The organism is Halogeometricum pallidum JCM 14848 (assembly GCF_000337095.1).
GTDB lineage: Archaea > Halobacteriota > Halobacteria > Halobacteriales > Haloferacaceae > Halogeometricum > Halogeometricum pallidum.
The window spans coordinates 40,645-56,232 of record NZ_AOIV01000003.1 but is presented as its reverse complement, the minus strand read 5'-3'; the positions used below and the strand labels follow the sequence as shown (position 1 = coordinate 56,232).

The 15,588-nt window shown below is 68.2% G+C and carries 19 protein-coding genes; 8 read left to right on the top strand and 11 right to left on the bottom strand.

Features of this window, described 5'->3' with window-relative positions; translation table 11 throughout:
• Positions 1-11: 11 nt before the first annotated feature.
• The 6 genes from C474_RS00860 to rpl7ae all read right to left on the bottom strand — a co-directional run bounded on the left by C474_RS00860 (position 12) and on the right by rpl7ae (position 2,450).
• Positions 12-389, bottom strand: coding sequence for a YkvA family protein (locus C474_RS00860; RefSeq protein WP_008383042.1), 378 nt, complete (start codon positions 387-389; stop codon positions 12-14).
• A 116-nt stretch (positions 390-505) separates the two neighbouring features.
• Positions 506-1,021 (bottom strand): hypothetical protein, encoded by a 516-nt coding sequence (locus tag C474_RS00855; RefSeq protein ID WP_008383041.1) that lies wholly within the window; start codon positions 1,019-1,021, stop codon positions 506-508.
• Between the two features lie 149 nt (positions 1,022-1,170).
• Positions 1,171-1,650 carry a nucleoside-diphosphate kinase gene (ndk, locus tag C474_RS00850; protein WP_008383039.1) on the bottom strand — a complete coding sequence of 160 codons (480 nt, stop codon included), beginning with the start codon at positions 1,648-1,650 and terminating at the stop codon, positions 1,171-1,173.
• A complete protein-coding gene (locus C474_RS00845; RefSeq protein ID WP_008383037.1) occupies positions 1,647-1,853 on the bottom strand; it encodes a 50S ribosomal protein L24e in 207 nt (68 codons plus the stop codon). Before C474_RS00845 ends, ndk begins: the two co-directional genes overlap by 4 nt.
• A 3-nt stretch (positions 1,854-1,856) precedes the next feature.
• Positions 1,857-2,081: a 30S ribosomal protein S28e gene (locus C474_RS00840; RefSeq protein ID WP_006054022.1), complete on the bottom strand. Its 225-nt coding sequence runs from the start codon at positions 2,079-2,081 to the stop codon at positions 1,857-1,859.
• A gap of 6 nt (positions 2,082-2,087) precedes the next feature.
• Positions 2,088-2,450: a 50S ribosomal protein L7Ae gene (gene rpl7ae / locus C474_RS00835; RefSeq protein ID WP_008383024.1), complete on the bottom strand. Its 363-nt coding sequence runs from the start codon at positions 2,448-2,450 to the stop codon at positions 2,088-2,090.
• Between the two features lie 270 nt (positions 2,451-2,720).
• Here rpl7ae and tmcA point away from each other — a divergent pair, with 270 nt between their 5' ends.
• The gene (gene tmcA / locus C474_RS00830; protein WP_008383023.1) at positions 2,721-5,045 is read left to right on the top strand and encodes a tRNA(Met) cytidine acetyltransferase TmcA; all 2,325 of its coding nucleotides are present in this window, start codon (positions 2,721-2,723) and stop codon (positions 5,043-5,045) included.
• Positions 5,046-5,076: 31 nt separating this feature from the next.
• Here tmcA and C474_RS00825 read toward each other — a convergent pair whose 3' ends face one another.
• Positions 5,077-5,406 (bottom strand): 4Fe-4S dicluster domain-containing protein, encoded by a 330-nt coding sequence (locus tag C474_RS00825; protein ID WP_008383021.1) that lies wholly within the window; start codon positions 5,404-5,406, stop codon positions 5,077-5,079.
• Between the two features lie 100 nt (positions 5,407-5,506).
• On the opposite strand from C474_RS00825, the gene C474_RS00820 reads away from it, so the two are divergent.
• Both C474_RS00820 and C474_RS22270 read left to right on the top strand, forming a co-directional pair.
• Positions 5,507-5,986 carry a DUF456 domain-containing protein gene (locus C474_RS00820; protein ID WP_008383019.1) on the top strand — a complete coding sequence of 160 codons (480 nt, stop codon included), beginning with the start codon at positions 5,507-5,509 and terminating at the stop codon, positions 5,984-5,986.
• Between the two features lie 51 nt (positions 5,987-6,037).
• A complete protein-coding gene (locus tag C474_RS22270; protein ID WP_160166814.1) occupies positions 6,038-6,199 on the top strand; it encodes a hypothetical protein in 162 nt (53 codons plus the stop codon).
• 1 nt (position 6,200) lies between these two features.
• On the opposite strand, the gene C474_RS00815 is transcribed toward C474_RS22270, so the two are convergent.
• From C474_RS00815 to C474_RS00800, 4 genes are all read right to left on the bottom strand, one after another.
• Complete coding sequence (locus C474_RS00815) at positions 6,201-6,860, bottom strand: cyclase family protein (protein ID WP_008383018.1); 660 nt, start codon at positions 6,858-6,860, stop codon at positions 6,201-6,203.
• 12 nt (positions 6,861-6,872) lie between these two features.
• Positions 6,873-8,588: a glutamate--tRNA ligase gene (locus C474_RS00810; RefSeq protein ID WP_008383017.1), complete on the bottom strand. Its 1,716-nt coding sequence runs from the start codon at positions 8,586-8,588 to the stop codon at positions 6,873-6,875.
• A 254-nt stretch (positions 8,589-8,842) separates the two neighbouring features.
• The gene (gene idsA3, locus C474_RS00805; protein ID WP_008383015.1) at positions 8,843-9,889 is read right to left on the bottom strand and encodes a geranylfarnesyl diphosphate synthase; all 1,047 of its coding nucleotides are present in this window, start codon (positions 9,887-9,889) and stop codon (positions 8,843-8,845) included.
• A 1-nt stretch (position 9,890) separates the two neighbouring features.
• Positions 9,891-11,243, bottom strand: a complete 1,353-nt coding sequence (locus C474_RS00800) for a ribonuclease J (RefSeq protein WP_008383014.1) — start codon at positions 11,241-11,243, stop codon at positions 9,891-9,893.
• 346 nt (positions 11,244-11,589) lie between these two features.
• Here C474_RS00800 and C474_RS00795 point away from each other — a divergent pair, with 346 nt between their 5' ends.
• From C474_RS00795 to C474_RS00775, 5 genes are all read left to right on the top strand, one after another.
• Positions 11,590-12,642, top strand: a complete 1,053-nt coding sequence (locus C474_RS00795; protein ID WP_008383012.1) for a sensor histidine kinase — start codon at positions 11,590-11,592, stop codon at positions 12,640-12,642.
• A gap of 54 nt (positions 12,643-12,696) precedes the next feature.
• The gene (locus C474_RS00790; RefSeq protein ID WP_008383009.1) at positions 12,697-12,930 is read left to right on the top strand and encodes an LSM domain-containing protein; all 234 of its coding nucleotides are present in this window, start codon (positions 12,697-12,699) and stop codon (positions 12,928-12,930) included.
• Entirely contained in the window at positions 12,927-13,109 is a 183-nt protein-coding gene (locus C474_RS00785) for a 50S ribosomal protein L37e (protein WP_008383007.1), read from the top strand. The genes C474_RS00790 and C474_RS00785 overlap by 4 nt, the downstream gene beginning before the upstream one ends.
• 258 nt (positions 13,110-13,367) lie before the next feature.
• Positions 13,368-14,924 (top strand): amidophosphoribosyltransferase, encoded by a 1,557-nt coding sequence (gene purF / locus C474_RS00780; RefSeq protein WP_008383005.1) that lies wholly within the window; start codon positions 13,368-13,370, stop codon positions 14,922-14,924.
• Positions 14,925-15,084: 160 nt separating this feature from the next.
• Positions 15,085-15,588, top strand: a complete 504-nt coding sequence (locus C474_RS00775; RefSeq protein ID WP_008383004.1) for a YciE/YciF ferroxidase family protein — start codon at positions 15,085-15,087, stop codon at positions 15,586-15,588.

Here is a 15,588-nt window from a genome sequence, read left to right as displayed (position 1 = left end):
TCCGGGGTGCGTCACGGCCACCCGACGAACGCCCGCAGGAAGAGAGCGCCGCCGACCAGCCACGTCAGGAGGACGACGGCGGCGACCACCCACCTCGCCCGGCCGGCGTCGACGTCCTCGTCGGCGCGCGCCCGGCACTCGCGCACCACCTCGTTCGGCGTCAATCGAAGCGCCGCCGCGACGCCCAGCGGCAGGACGAGCAACTCGTCGAGGTAGCCGACCACGGGCAGGAAGTCGGGAATCGGGTCGACCGGACTCAGGGCGTAGGCGACGACGAGGACGACGATTGCCTTCGCGCGCGCTGGCGTCCGGTCGTCCCGCGCGGCGAGGGCGAGAGCGTACACCTCCCGCTCCAGTTCCTCTGCGCGTTCGCGCCACGCGTCGAACATCGTCGCCGGATAGTCCGTCCGGGGACGAGAGCGCTTCGGCGGCGACGTCGACCGGAAGCGACGGCGTCAGAACCGGTCCGCGTCGAGGACGCGCGAACGGTCGGCTCCGACGCCCGTTACTGCGCCGTCGCCGGCGCGGGGCCGACCGCCCATTCGTCGCCGACGCGGCGCACCGCCACCTCCTCGCCCACCGCGTCGGAGATTCGCTCCGGAGCGACGCCGCAGGCGGCGGCGACCCGCTCGAACTCCGTTCGTCCGGTCAGCCGCGTCGGCACCGGCGTCCAGACGGGCAACGTCGCCGCGCGGCCCTCCAAGGGGAGCGCCACGTCGAAGCGGACGCCCGGCGTCCGTCGGAGGCGGCGGTGCAGTCGGCCGCGCCCGCGGCGGGACTCGGGAACGACGGCGCGGACGACGCCCGAGTCGACGTGCGGCGAGGCCGCGAGCGCACCCACTCGCGTCTCCACGTCGCGTACCGACGCCGGGGTCCCGGTGCGGACGGGGGCGACGGCGACGAATAGGCGGTCGACGACGCGCGTCGCGGTCCACGCCGTCACGGCGAGGAGGCCGACGCCGAACACCGCCGCCGCGAGGAAGAACGCCCCGAGGAGCCACAGGAGGAGTTCGAGATCCATGCGTGTCGTTGGCTCACGGTCGATATAGCGGTTGCTCGCGGTGGGACGGACTGTCAGCGCCGCTGGCGAATGCGAGAAAAACGAAAAGACGGCGTGCGGCCGATCGTCCGTTCGAGCGCCGTCGGCGCTCGTCGGGCCCGTTCAGCGGTTCAGTGGTCTTCTTCTTCGTACAGCCACGTCTCGTCGACGCGGTCGTAGTCGACGAGTTCGTCGTCGTCGAAGAAGAGGTCTATCTCGCGTTCGTTGGAGCCTTCGTCCTCGTGGTCCGAGGCGTGGATGACGTTGCGGCCGAGGTCGAGTCCGTAGTCGCCGCGGATGGTGCCGGGCGCGGACTCGGCGGGGTCGGTCTCGCCGACCATCGCGCGGACCTGTCGAGTCGCGTCGGCGCCCTGCCAGACCATCGCGAAGACGGGGCCGGACGTGATGAACTCGACGAGGCCGTCGAAGAACGGCTTGTCCTCGTGCTCGCCGTAGTGCTCCTCGGCGAGGTCGCGGTCGATCTGCATGAACTTGCCGGCGACCAGTTTCAACCCGCGCTCCTCGAAGCGGGAGACGATGTCGCCCACGAGTCCGCGCTGGACGCCGTCGGGCTTGACCATCACGAACGTGCGCTCGTCGTGGTGGCTCACTCGTCGCTCCCCTCCGTGGGACCGCTGGCGGCCTGTCCTTCGGCGGTCCACTCGAGGTCACGCGCTTCGCGGCCGAGGAAGTAGTTCTTCTCGGCCTTCGAGTCCTTGAAGTGGAGGATGGTGCCGTCGTTTCGGACGTACATCGTGCCCGTTCCGGGCTCGATCTGTTCACCCGTGTAATCGCAGGTTCGCGTCTCTACCATTGGTTACTGACCTCCGATGGAGTCCGCGTCACGCTGGGTTTCACGTAACTGGAGGATGTCGCCCTCGCGGACGGGGCCCAGCACGTTCCGCGTGATGATGCGGCCCTGGTTGGAGCCCTCGCGGATGCGGCACTTGACCTGCATGGCCTCGCCGTGCATCCCGGTCTTGCCAACGATCTCGATGACTTCCGCGGACGTCGAGTCGCTGGCGGTCTCTTCTGCGCTCATGGTCGATTACTGAAGTTCCTCGACCTTCGCGGCGATGTCTTCGACCTGCTCCTGCGCCTCGCCGGCGTCGATGATGGCGGCGGCGGCGGAGCCGACTTCGAGACCGGCCGCGTGGCCGACTTCGTCCTGCGTCTCGATGAAGATGTACGGGATGCCCTTCTCCTCGGCGAGTTCGGGGAGGTGCATCACGATCTCTTCGGGCGAGACGTCCTCGGCGACGAGGACGAGTTCGGCGTTGCCGCGCTCGACGGACTTGGTCGTCTCGTTCGTACCTTTCTTTACCGTGCCTGTGTCTCGTGCGACCTCGAGCGCCTCGAGGGCGTCCTCTGCGAGGTCGGCTGGGACGTCGAATTCTACGTATACTGCCATGTTGTTCACCTGGTTCCTGCTCGCGGGCTCGACATCCTCGCCGGCGGACCACTGCTGGTCGCGGTCGTTCCCTCTCGGCGAGGAGCGTTCATCAACCCCGGGCAGGCTGTACAGTCAGTTAGCTCAGGACCCCATAAAAACGCTTTCAATGCTCCCCTGGCGTGTCACCCGTCCGCACGGCCGTTATCGGCACATTCACGGCGTTCGAACGTTCTCCGGTCGCCGGTCGCGAGCGGAACATTCCTTACGACGCCTCCGGAAACGGCGGGCATGGATATCGCGGCTCTCGCCCGTACCCTCCGGACGGCGGCGCGGCGGACGAACCAGCGCCGACTCCTCGTCCTCGCCGGCCCCCGCGACGCCGACCTCGACGCCGCCTTCGACGCAGTGGCGGGCGCGGACGCGCCCGACGACGAGGTGGCGTTCGTCACCGCCCGCGAGGGCTTCCGATTCGAGCGCGTCCGCCCGAAGCACGCCGGGAACCTCCTCGGCACCACCCGAACGGTCGTCGTCTGCGACGCCCACGAGGAGTTCTCGCCGAACGTCGTCGGCCGCCTCGCGGGCGTCGTCGACGGCGGCGGCCTGTTCGTCCTCCTGACGCCGCCGCTCGATTCGTGGTCCGAGACCGACGGCTCCTTCGAGGAGTCGCTGGCCGTCCCGCCGTTCTCCCGGGCCGACGTGGGCGGGCGCTTCCGCGCGCGACTCGCCGAGACGCTCCGGACCCACCCCGGCGTCGCCGTCGCGGACCTCGAATCCGGAACGGTCGAACGCGACGGGGCAGACGGCGGGGCGGCGGCCGGCGACGAGGACGTCGCCATCGGCGACACCGACGACGCTGACGACACCGCTGACGCCGATGGTCGCGGGCACGGCCGCCGCCCTCCGACGCCGCCGCGGACGCACTCGTTCCCTCGTGCCGCCTACGAGGCCTGTCTCACGGCCGACCAGTCGCGCGCGCTCTCGACGCTCGAACGCCTCCGCGGCGACGGCGAAGCGGTGGTCGTCGAGGCGGACAGGGGGCGGGGGAAATCCAGCGCCGCCGGCCTCGCCGCCGGAAGCCTCGCCGCCGCGGGGAAGGACGTGCTGGTGACCGCCCCCGGCTACGGCAACGCGCGCGAGGCGTTCGTCCGGTCTTCCGCGCTCCTGGCCGAGACGGGGTCGCTCGAGTCGCACGACGAGGAGGCGCACGTCGTCCGCGCCGTCGACAGCGGCCGGGTGCGCTTCGCGGGCGCGCCGACGGCGGCGACGCTCCCCGAGGACCCGGACGTCGTCCTCGTCGACGAGGCGGCGGCGCTCCCGGTCCGCCTCCTTTCGTCCTTTCTCGACGCGCCGTCGGTCGGATTCTTCACGACCGTTCACGGCTACGAGGGCGCCGGCCGGGGCTTCTCCGTGCGGTTCCGCGACCGACTGGCCGAAAGCGACCTCTCGGCGACGGACGTCCGGATGGACGACCCCATCCGCTACGCCCGCGGCGACCCGGTAGAGTCGTGGTCGTTTCGGGCGCTCCTGTTGGACGCCCGGCCCGCCGTCGACCCCCTCGTCGCCGACGCGACGCCCGCCTCGACGGAGTACCGCGCGCTCTCGAAGGACGAACTCGCGGGCGACGACCACCTCCTGCACGAGGCGTTCGGCCTCCTCGTGCTCGCACACTACCGGACGGAACCCGACGATTTGGCCCGCCTCCTGGACGCGCCGAACCTCTCCGTGCGGGCGTTGACGCACGAGGGCCACGTCGTCAGCGTCGCCCTCCTCGCGCGCGAGGGCGGCCTCGACGCCGAGACGCGCCGGTCGATGTACGAGGGCGCGCGGGTGCGGGGCAACATGCTGCCGGACGTGTTCACGAGCCAACTCCGGGACGAGGATGCCGCCGTCCCCGTCGGCTACCGCGTCGTCCGCATCGCCACGCACCACGCCGCCCGGTCGTCGGGTCTCGGCTCGAAACTGCTCGCCGCGATTCGCGCGGAGAAGGCGGCGGCCGCGGAGGGCGTGGACTACCTCGGCGTCGGCTACGGCGCGACGCCCGAACTGCTCGACTTCTGGGCCGACAATGGGTACGGAACGGTCCACCTCTCGACGACCCGCAACGACACCAGCGGGGAGTACTCCGCGCTGATGCTCGACCCGCTGACCGACGCGGGTCGCGAACTCCGCGACAGGCACGCCGAGTGGTTCCTCGGCCGCCTCTCGGGCGTCCTCGCGGACCCCCTGCGAGACGCCGACCCGGACGTGGTGCGGGCGGCGGTGCGCGCCTGCGGCGCCGTCCCGCCCGTCGACCTCTCGGACCGCGAGTGGCGCATCGTCGTCGGCGCGTCGTTCGGTCCGGGGATGTACGTCACCGCGCCCGACGCCTTCCGGAGACTGGCGCTCCGCGCCCTGAACGACGACGACCCGCCGTGTACCCCCGGTGAAGAGCGACTGCTCGTGCGGAAGGTGTTGCAGGGTCGTCCGTGGCCCGACGTGGCCGACGAACTCGGCTACCACTCGCCGCGGAACGCGATGAAGGCGCTCGGCGACGCCTACGGCTCGGTCGTCGAACGGTACGGCGCGGACGTCGACGCGGCGGCGTCGGAGCGGCTGCGGTTCGAGGAGAAGTGAGCGGAGCGGAGAGGCGAGCGAAGCGGAGAACTCAGACCCGGCCCGCGCGGCCGGGGTCGACGTCGATGGCGTCGACGGGGCAGACGTCGACGCAGAGCATGCAGTCGATGCACTGATCCTCGCGGGCGGGTTGGACCTTCTTCTCCGACTCGGGGTGGTCGGGCGTGTCGACCCACGAGAACACGTCGACCGGGCAGTCTTCGAGGCAGGCGCCGTCGGCGATGCAGATGTCGAAGTCCACGGCGACGTGGGTGCCGTGGATACCGAGTTTCTCCGGCGGGTCCACCGGACCCCAGACGGTCACGCCGTCCTCCTCGTCTACCGCCTCGCGACTCTTCTCGAAGTTCGAATCGATCGGCATGGTTGGTCAAGAGGGGCGGCGCGCATAAACCTACGTCGACCGACCGCCGTCGAACGGGCGGCGCCAGCGCCTATTTCCGACCGCCGGTCGAACGCCCGGTATGGACGTTATCGCGCTCCTCGCCATCGCACTCGCCGCCGTCGGCGTCGCCGGCGTCGTCCTCCCCCTCGTTCCGGGCGCGTTGCTCTCGCTGGCCGGCGTCTACCTCTACTGGTGGTCGACGGGGTACGCCGACCCGTCGCTCCCGGTGTTGGTGACGCTCACCGTCATCGGTCTCTTCACGGTGATAATCGACTACTTCGGCGGCGCAATCGGCGCGCGCGCCGGCGGCGCGTCGTCGGTCACCACCACCGCCGCCGTCGTCGTCGGCCTCGTCCTCCTCCTCGTCACGGGGCCGGTGGGCTTCCTCCTCGGCATCGCGGCGACGGTGTTCATCGTGGAGTTCGTCCGCAACCACGACCCCGAACAGAGCGCCCGCGCGGCCCTCTACGCCACCGCCGCCGTCCTCGCCTCGACGGTGATGCAGGTGCTCCTCACGGGCGCCATGCTCGTCGTCCTCGTCCTCGCGGTGCTGTTCTGAACTCGGGACGAGTCCGACAGAGCTTACGGGACAGATCAGATACGCACCTCCGTGTCGCATCGAACCGACTCGATCCTATCAGCCATACTGCTGTTCCTCCTCGCGGAGTGGGTGACGACGGCCTACCGGTTCGCGGGCGTCTCGACGGCGTTCGGCGTCGTCGCGATGCTCCCCGTGTTCGTCTCGGCCGCCGTCGTCTCGGACCTCGGATAGATCATGCTCGGGCTACGGCCCGGACCGGCGCGCCGTCGGCGTCGACGTTCAGGGGAAGCGCCAGCAACTCGAAGCGCTCGGGGACCGACCCGAGGTTCCGAAGGTTCTCGACGATCAGCAGTCCCGACCCGAGGAGCGCGCGGTGGGCCGGCACGCCGCCGTCGTCTCCGCTCTCGCCCTCGCCGCCACCGCCGCCCGTCGGGTCGGGGCTCAGCGCGTCGGTACCGACGTGGTAACCCCGTTCGGCGCACCGCGCGGCCGTCTCGGGGGCGAGATACGGGTGGTCGGTCATCCGGTCGGTGCCCCACTCGTCGGCCCACCCGGTGCGAAAGACGAGCATCTCGCGCCCCGCGTCGGCGTCCGTTTCGGGCACCGCGTCGGGGCCGACGGCTCCGTTCGCGCCGACGCCGCGACAGTCGACGAGGCGCGCGTCGAAGCGGAACCGGTCGACGTCGAACGACCCGAGCGTCTCCCCGTCTGGTTCGGTGTGCGCCGGGGCGTCGACGTGCGTTCCCGCGTGGGTACCGAGTTCGAGTCGGGAGACGCGGTAGCCGTCCGCGTCGTGCGTCGCGTGCGGCGCTATCTCGACGTCCGGGTCGCCGGGGTACGTCGGCATCCCCGACTCGACGCGCCGCGTGAGGTCGACGAGGCGGGTTCCCATCGGTTCGCCTCGCTACTTGTGCGCCCAGTAGACGACCGACTCGTCCCCGTTCTGACCGTCAACTCGGACGAACCCCAGTCGCTCGAACTGCACCACCTCGTCGGCGTCGGCGTCGGCGAAGTCGGGTTCGGCGACGCCCGTCACGTCGCCCTCCATCGTCCGCATTCTGACCGAAACGTTGTCCTCGGCGGGCGCCCAGTGGATCACGTCCACGTCGCCCGAGCGGACCGCTTCGATGGAGTCGTCGGTGTGGACGAGGGAGTCGCCCTCGCGGCGGACGCAACCGAACCCCTTCAGCCAGACGCGTTCGCCCTCTGCGGGGACGTCGTCGGGTTCGACGACGACGCCGTCTGCTGCCGGGACGGTCCGGTCTCCCCGGTCCTCGTGGTCGGGGTGAATCGCCGGGTGGCCCGCCTCGGGGCCGCCCTCGACGGCGAATCGCTCTCCCTCGCGGACGAGGAAGTAGCGGGCCGCCTCGTCGTCGACGATGTCGCGGTTGTTCGAGTAGATGGCCGTCATCGACAGGTCCACGTCGGAGGTGGAGGTGCCGAGTTCGAGCATCGCGTCCACGATGGCCGACCCCCGAATTCCCCGGCGTCGGAGGCTCTTGATGGTCGGTGCGCGCGGGTCGTCCCAGCCGTCGAGTTCGCCCGCGTCGATTTTCGCCTTGATGGTAGAGGTGGACATCTTCACGTCGTAGGCGTCCACCTGCACGTGCCCCCAGTGGACGACTTCGGGGTACTCCCAGCCGAAGTAGTCGTAGAGGAACCGCTGCCGTTTGGCCGAATCCTGCAGGTCGATGCCGCGGATGATGTGCGTGACGCCCGTGAGGTGGTCGTCGACGCCGGACTGGAAATCCAGCATCGGCCAGCACCGGTAATCGGACGCCTCCTCGCGCGGGTGCGGCGTGTCTATCATGCGGAACGCCACCCAGTCGCGCAGGGCGGGGTTCTTGTGTTCGATGTCCGTCTTCACCCGCAGGACCATCTCGCCGGAGGCGTACTCGCCGTCGACCATCGCCTCGAACTCCTCGCGGGTCGTCTCGGCGTCCTTGTCGCGGTGCGGGCAGGGTTCGCCGTCGTTCTTCAACTCGGAGAACGCCTCGCCCGAACAGGAGCAGGTGTACGCCCCGCCCATCTCGATGACCTCCCGGGCGTGGTCGTAGTACGTCTCCACGCGGTCGGAGGCGCGGATGACCTCGTCCGGTTCGAAGCCGAGGTAGTCGATGTCCTCCAAGATGGCGTCGTAGGCGTCCAAATCGGGCCGCTTCGTCTCGGGGTCGGTGTCGTCGAAGCGGACGACGAACGACCCGTCGTATATCTCCTTGTAGGTGCCGATGACGGCGGGCATTCGCGCGTGGCCGATGTGCCACGGGCCGTTCGGGTTCGGCGCGGCGCGCATCCGCACCTCCTCGTAGTCGTCGGCGTTCGGCAGGTCCGGGAGCGTCCGGTCGTCCCCTTCGTCCTCGGCCTCTATCGCCGCGAGTTCCTCGGGGGCCAACTCCTCCAATCGGGCGCGCTTCTCCTCGGGCGGGAGGTCGTTCACGCGGCCGACGACGCCGCCGACGACGCCCGGAATCTCGTCGCCGTGGGGTCGAAACTCGGGATTCTCGCCCATCAGCGGCCCCATGACCGCCCCCACGTCGGCGTCGCTGTCGTACTTGACCGCGTTGAGGAGGGCGTGCTTCTCGGCCGCTCGCTCCACGCGCTCTCGTAACTCGTCGTCCATTACCGTTCGCTTCCGCCCGCCGCCTAAAAACAAGCCCGGATTAGGGTACGCGCGCGCCGCCCGCATTCGCTCCGGTCGGACGGCCTCGTTCGACCGGTGACGACGCGACCCGCACCCGCCCCGCGGGCACACGGGTAGGGGTACGTTAACTGTTGGCACGGGGAGCATATATCGCTTTCGAGACTGCGCGTCCCGAGAGCGACTCTAAAAACGCCTCGAAGAAGTCGGCGCGGCGTCCGCGCCACGTCCGGGCGTCAGTAGCCGCGGGTGATGAGGTAGTCGGCGATGTCTTCGAGAAGCGAGTGCGCCTCGTTGTCCGGGAGGACTTCGAGGTGGCGCTTCGCCCGGTCGGTGAGTTCCTGTGCGGTCTCGCGGGCGTAGTCGATGGAACCGACCTCGTCCAGTTCCGCGACGGCGGCGTCTATCTCCGCTTCGGTGACGCCGTCGACGGTGTCGGCTCCGACGAGTCCGTCCACGTCGACGCCCTGCTGGCGCGCGTGGAGGGTGATGAGCGTCTCCTTGTCCTCGATGAGGTCCGACCCGCGCTGTTTGCCGAGCTTTTCGGAGGGAACGGTCAAATCGAGCACGTCGTCCTGAATCTGGAAGGCGCAGCCCGAGTCGATGCCGTAGCGGTAGAGCGCATCGACCGTCTCGTCGTCGGCGCCCATCAGCACCGCGGCCGTCGCCGTCGCGGCGCCGTACAGCACCGCGGTCTTCAGTTCGACCATGTCGAGGTACTCCTCGGGGACGACCTCCGTCCGGCGCTCGAACTCCACGTCCAGCGCCTGCCCCTCGCAGATTTTGGTGCAGGTGGTGGCGAGCAGTCGGACGGCTTCGAGGCCGTTGGCGGGGTCCGCGCCGGTGTCGGTCATCAGCTCGAACGCCTTCGCGTACAGCGTGTCGCCGGCGAGGATGGCCGTCTCGGTGTCGTACTCTTTGTGCACCGCGGGGACGCCGCGACGGAGGTCGTCGTCGTCCATGATGTCGTCGTGGATGAGCGTGAACGACTGGATGACCTCGATGCTCACGGCGGCGGCCATCACGTCGACCGTCGTACCGTCGACGCCCGGGAACGACCGGTACTCCTCCGAGAGCGGTTCGACGTCCGCGAGCGCCTCGGCGGTGAGAAGCGTCACCGTCGGGCGGAGCCGCTTGCCGCCCGCCTGCAGGAGGTACCGCGTGGCCTCGTACAGCCGTTCGGGCTCCGCCATCGGCACGTCCTCGTCGAGCGCGTCGTTGACGAGCTGCCGACGCTGCTGGACGGCGTCGAGCACCCGCTCCTCCGTCGCTTCCGAGTTCATCTCACTCCACCAGTTGGATCATGTTGCCGTTCCGCGTCACGTGGAGGTCGCGCCCCAGCGCGTACCCCTGAGACTCACAGAGGTCCACGTACGGCGCGAAGCCTTTGAGGTCCTGGTGGGCCGGGATGACGTGCTGCGGTTGGAGGGCGTCGAGCATCTGGTAGTGGCCCTCCTCGCGGAGGTGGCCCGACACGTGAATGTCGTCGTAGATGCGCGCGCCCTGCATCTTCAGGAGGCGTTCGGACTGGTAGCGCTGGCCCTCGTTCGTCGGCTCCGGGATGACCCGTGCCGAGAAGATGACCTTGTCACCGTTGTCGAGTTCGTACGGCGTCTCGCCGCGGCCCATCCGGGTAAGCATCGCGCGCGGTTCGCCCTGGTGGCCGGTGACGATGGGGAGGTAGTTCTCCTTGCCCTCCTTCATGATGCGCTTGAACGTCCGGTCGACGGACTTGCGGTGGCCGTACATCCCCACGTCGTCGGGGATGTCGACGAAGCCGAGTCGCTCTGCGGTACCGGAGTACTTCTCCATCGACCGCCCGAGGAGGACGGGTTGTCGGCCGATGTCCTTGGCGAACTCGACGAGCGAGGAGACACGGGAGATGTGCGAGGAGAACGTCGTCGCCACGATGCCGCCGTCGTAGTCTTCGACGGACGTCATCACGTCTTTCAGGTGGCGGCGCGCGACGGACTCGGAGGGGGTGCGTCCCTTCCGGCCGGCGTTCGTGCAGTCCTCGATGTAACAGAGGACGCCGTTGCCCTCACGACCGATCTCTCGGAAGCGCTCCATGTCGATGGGGTCTTCGAGGACCGGCGAGTGGTCCATGCGTTTGTCGAGGCCGTAGACGATGGCGCCCTCCGGCGTGTGGATGACGGGGTTGATGGCGTCGATGATGGAGTGTGTGACGTGGACGAACTCCATCTCGACGTTGCCCGAGTCCCCGATGGACATCGTCTCCCCGGCGCTCATCTTCACCAGGTCGTTGTCGACGTTGAACTTGTTCTCGCCTTCGACCTGCTGTTTCACCAGTTCGATGGTGAACGGGGACGCCACGACGGGCGCGTCGTAGCGGTGGGCGAGTTTCGAGATGGCGCCGATGTGGTCGAGGTGGCCGTGCGTCGGCACGATGGCCTTCACGTCCCCTTCGAGGTCGGACATGACCCGGTCGTCCGGGATGGCGCCCATGTCTATCAGGTCGAGGCTGTGCATCTTTTCGGTCTCCACGTTGTCGTGGATGAGGACCTGACTCAGGTTCAGGCCCATGTCGAAGATGACGACGTCGTCGCCCGCGCGTACCGCCGTCATCTGGCGACCGACTTCTTCGTATCCGCCTATGGTTGCAATTTCGATTTCCATGGTTTTCCGAGCATTGAAAGCCACAACTGTGGCGAGAGTGCTCACTCAAACGCCCCGCCGGTTCCCGGGCGCGCCGCGAATCGGCGCGTCCGCGTCACGGGACTGAACGGCCCCGGCATCTTACAGCACGTCGGTCGTCGGCCCCGCGTGCGACGGCCCGGCGCCGTCACACTTACCCGCGGGTGTAGCAGTGAGTGGGGCTACACACTGGGGTATTAAAAACTACGTGGGTTGTTTCTTCCGTCGGTCCGTTCGCCGCGTTCGGCGGGTTTCGCCCCACTGCTCGGCGCTAACGTCAGACGATAGGAAAGACTGAATACCGAAGGTGTCTTGTTCCGGACAAGTGATGGATCCGAGCAGGCTCACGGAGGAGGTGGAGTCCGACCCTTTCGAACACCTGCCGGTGATGCTGCTCGCGACGCGTCCCGACGAGGCGGACCACCCCGTCGTGGAGGACTGCAACGAGCGATTTCTCGACCGACTCGGCTACGTCCGCGAGGAGGTGGTCGGTCGCCGCGTCGCGGAGTTCTATACTGCCGACTCCGCGGAGCGACACCGAAGCGGCGGGTACGAACGCGCCCGGGAGGGAACGTACGGCCGCGAGGAGCGCGACTTCCTCACCGCTGACGGCAACGTCGTCTCAACCGTCGTTCGCGCGACGCCGCGCCGCGTCGACGGCGAGGTGGTCGGCGTGGCCGCGGTGTACGTCGACGTGACGAGACGAAAGTGGCGCGAACAGCAGGTGAAGGTTCTCAACCGCGTGCTGCGCCACAACATCCGCAACGACCTGAACCTCCTGCACGGGCACGCGAGGACCCTCGCCCGACACGAGGACGAAACGGTGGCGGCGGCGGCGCAGGTGATCGGACGCACCGTCGAACACTGGTTGTCGCTGGCGGAGAAAGCCGCGGAGATAGAACGCGTCTTCGAGGAGTTCCCGGACCGGTCGACGCCGCTGTCGGCGCTGCTCCGGGAGACGCAGACGGCGGTCGAACTGGCGTGGCCGTCCGCGACGGTGCAGGTGGAACGTCCGCCCGACGGCGACGTCCCCGTCTCGGCGCGCCTCGGCGTCGCTCTCGAAGAACTGTGCGAGAACGGCGTCAAACACGCCGAACGGGAGCGTCCGACGGTCACCGTCACCGCGACGCGCCGAGGCGAGTGGGTCGAGTTGACCGTGAACGACCGCGGCCCCGGCATCCCCGACCACGAGCGCGCGGTCCTGCGGGACGGCGAGGAGACGTCGCTCGTTCACGGGAGCGGGCTGGGGTTCTGGCTGGTCCGCACGGTCATCCGGCGTCTTGGAGGTGACCTCGACGTCGGCGACACCGCGGACGGGTCGGGAAGCGTCGTGACCGCGACGGTACCCATCGCCTCGGGCGGAGCTGTCAGCGAGGAATGAGAAACCGAACGTGCGTTCGGCACCTTTAATACCGAAACCCGATGCGTTGTTGCCATGAGCGGACGACCCCTCGACGTACTCGAGGCTTCGCTGGAAGAGACCGTAACCGTCAACCTGAAAGATGGTAGCTCTTACCACGGAACTCTGGCGGGCTACGACCAGCACATGAACGTTGTCCTCGAGGCGCCGGCCGACGAGGAGGAGGCCATCCTCGGCGAGATAGAGGTGACGCCGGTGGAAGACACAACCATTATACGCGGCGATAACGTCGTCACGATCAAAGCATGACGGGAGCAGGAACCCCGAGCCAAGGAAAGAAGAACAAGACGACGCACGTGAAGTGCCGTCGCTGCGGAGAGAAGTCCTACCACGTGAAGAAAAAGCAGTGCTCCTCGTGCGGGTTCGGTAAGTCCGCCAAACGCCGCGGCTACGACTGGCAGTCGAAGTCGGGCGACAACGGAAACTGAGGCGCTCTCCTCTCGGACCTCTTCTCTCGTCTCTTCGCGCTTTCTTCTTCCGAGCGACCGCACTATCCCGACTCGTCGAACCGGTCACCAAGCGGCGCGTCCGTCTCCCGCGTTCGCGCTCTCCCCCGACCCGTAGAGCGACCCCTCGATTCGCCCGCCCGCGCCGGATAATGCACGATTGTGGATATATCCGGACTTAGAAACGGGAAAGAGGGCACAAGGACGGGTTTTTTACGCTTCGGCTCCGGACTCTCGTGTATGTCAGACGGGCGGGACGCTCAGATCCCCACACCCGGACGCGACGCGGACCGACAGCAACCGACCGCCGCCGACTACTCGGGCCCCACCGAGAAATGCGGCGTCGTCGGCGTCGCACTCTCGGACCGCGCGGCGGCGCGGCCCCTGTACTACTCCCTGTACGCGCTCCAGCACCGCGGCCAGGAGTCCGCGGGCATCGTCACCCACGACGGGTTCCAACAGCACAGCCACGTCGAGATGGGCCTGGTCGGGGACGCGTTCGGCGAGGGTGACCTCGACTCGCTGGCGGGGAACGCGGGCATCGGGCACGTCCGCTACCCCACCTCGGGCGGCGTCAACTCCTGTTGCGCCCAGCCGTTCTCGGTGTCGTTCAAGTCGGGGTCGCTCGGCCTCGCGCACAACGGCAACCTCGTGAACGCCGGGGAGATACGCGAGGAACTGGAGGACCTCGGCCACGCGTTCACCTCGACGGGCGACACGGAGGTCATCGCTCACGAACTCGCCCGGAATCTTCTGGAGGAGGACCTCGTCCGCGCCGTCAAGCACACGATGACGCGTATCCACGGGTCCTACTCGCTCACCATCATGCACGACGAGACGGTGTTGGGCGTCCGGGACCCGGAGGGCAACCGCCCGCTCTGCATCGGCGAACTCGAGGACGGCTACGTCCTCGCCAGCGAGTCCGCGGCCATCGACACCCTCGACGGGGAACTCGTCCGCGACGTGCGACCGGGCGAACTCGTCGTCCTCGAAGCCGACGGCTCCGGCTACGACACCTACCAACTCGTCGAGCGGGAGAACACCGCCCACTGCTTCTTCGAGCACGTCTACTTCGCCCGTCCCGACTCCGTCATCGACGACACCCTCGTCTACGAGGCCCGCCGGGGGCTGGGCCGGAAGCTCTGGGAGGAGTCCGGCGTCGAGTCCGACGTGGTGATGCCCGTGCCCGACTCCGGCCGCGCGTTCGCCTCGGGGTACGCCGAGGCGGCCAACGAGACGACGCCCGAGGGCGACCCGCGCGAAGGGGAAGACAGCGTCGAGTTCGCCGAGGGCCTGATGAAGAACCGCTACGTCGGACGGACGTTCATCATGCCGACGCAGGACGAACGCGAACGCGCCGTCCGCCTGAAGCTCAACCCGATAAAGAGCACCATCGAGGGGAAATCCGTGACCGTCATCGACGACAGCATCGTCCGCGGCACCACCTCCCGACAACTCGTCCAACTCGTCCGCGACGCCGGCGCCGAGGAGGTGCACGTCCGCATCGGCGCGCCGCCCATCGTCGCCCCCTGCTACATGGGCATCGACATGGCGACGCGCGAGGAACTCATCGCCTCCGAGAAGACGACGGAGGAAATACGCGCCGATATCGGCGCGGACAGCCTCTCGTATCTCTCCATCGACGCCATCAGCGAGGTGCTCGGCGAATCGCGGATGGACCTCTGTCTCGGCTGCGTCACCGGCGAGTACCCCTACGACGTCGACAGCGAGGCGACGGACCGCGACGTCTCCCGGCCCGCCATCTCCGAGGGCGAACCCACGCCCGCGGACGACTGACTCGATAGAGCCGGTTCTCGCCCGCTCGAACCCGCCTTCGTCTCCGCTCGAGGAGAGGTCGTGGTGCGGCGACGGTTTCGTCTCTATACTAGACTGGGACCGACAGTCACCTTCGCGGCCGGTGCCGTTTATCCACGTCGCGCGACACGCTCGTACTGCAATGGTCCTCAAGACGCCCCGCGACCTGTTCGTGCACGAACTGAAGCAGATGTACTACGTGGAGAACCGACTCGTCGACGTGCTGGAGGAACTCGCTGCCGAGACGCCGGACGAGAAACTCGCGAAGGGCTTCTCGTCCCACCGCGACGAGACGCGACAGCAGGTGGAACGCCTCGAACGAGTGTTCCGGGAGATCGGCGAGACGCCGGAGGAGGCCGAGAGCGGCGCCCTCGACGGCCTGCTTCGCGACCACGAGGAGTTCAAGCGGGAGGTCGGCTCGGACGACCTCAAGACGCCGTTCAACCTCACGGCGGGCATCAAGACCGAGCGTGTGGAGATAACGGCATACCAATCGCTCATCACGCTCGCCAACGAGATAGACTTCGAGGGTGACGTGAAGGACCCGCTCGAAGCGAACCTCGACGAGGAGAAGGACACGCTGCGGTCGCTCGAGAAGATACAGAAGGGTTCGAGCATCAAGAACGTCATCCAGAACCTGCTGTAG

Bases quoted from the DNA above. Each gene is read 5' to 3' on its own strand.
- C474_RS00815 (WP_008383018.1), bottom strand. From the start codon at position 6,860: ATGGGAACCCGCCTCGTCGACCTCACGCGGCGCGTCGAGTCGGGGATG.
- C474_RS00790 (WP_008383009.1), top strand. From the start codon at position 12,697: ATGAGCGGACGACCCCTCGACGTACTCGAGGCTTCGCTGGAAGAGACC.
- C474_RS00820 (WP_008383019.1), top strand. From the start codon at position 5,507: ATGGACGTTATCGCGCTCCTCGCCATCGCACTCGCCGCCGTCGGCGTC.
- tmcA (WP_008383023.1), top strand. From the start codon at position 2,721: ATGGATATCGCGGCTCTCGCCCGTACCCTCCGGACGGCGGCGCGGCGG.
- idsA3 (WP_008383015.1), bottom strand. From the start codon at position 9,889: ATGAACTCGGAAGCGACGGAGGAGCGGGTGCTCGACGCCGTCCAGCAG.
- C474_RS00810 (WP_008383017.1), bottom strand. From the start codon at position 8,588: ATGGACGACGAGTTACGAGAGCGCGTGGAGCGAGCGGCCGAGAAGCAC.
- C474_RS00775 (WP_008383004.1), top strand. From the start codon at position 15,085: ATGGTCCTCAAGACGCCCCGCGACCTGTTCGTGCACGAACTGAAGCAG.
- C474_RS00855 (WP_008383041.1), bottom strand. From the start codon at position 1,021: ATGGATCTCGAACTCCTCCTGTGGCTCCTCGGGGCGTTCTTCCTCGCG.
- C474_RS00795 (WP_008383012.1), top strand. From the start codon at position 11,590: ATGGATCCGAGCAGGCTCACGGAGGAGGTGGAGTCCGACCCTTTCGAA.
- purF (WP_008383005.1), top strand. From the start codon at position 13,368: ATGTCAGACGGGCGGGACGCTCAGATCCCCACACCCGGACGCGACGCG.
- C474_RS00825 (WP_008383021.1), bottom strand. From the start codon at position 5,406: ATGCCGATCGATTCGAACTTCGAGAAGAGTCGCGAGGCGGTAGACGAG.
- C474_RS00840 (WP_006054022.1), bottom strand. From the start codon at position 2,081: ATGAGCGCAGAAGAGACCGCCAGCGACTCGACGTCCGCGGAAGTCATC.
- C474_RS00785 (WP_008383007.1), top strand. From the start codon at position 12,927: ATGACGGGAGCAGGAACCCCGAGCCAAGGAAAGAAGAACAAGACGACG.
- C474_RS00860 (WP_008383042.1), bottom strand. From the start codon at position 389: ATGTTCGACGCGTGGCGCGAACGCGCAGAGGAACTGGAGCGGGAGGTG.
- rpl7ae (WP_008383024.1), bottom strand. From the start codon at position 2,450: ATGGCAGTATACGTAGAATTCGACGTCCCAGCCGACCTCGCAGAGGAC.
- C474_RS00845 (WP_008383037.1), bottom strand. From the start codon at position 1,853: ATGGTAGAGACGCGAACCTGCGATTACACGGGTGAACAGATCGAGCCC.
- C474_RS00800 (WP_008383014.1), bottom strand. From the start codon at position 11,243: ATGGAAATCGAAATTGCAACCATAGGCGGATACGAAGAAGTCGGTCGC.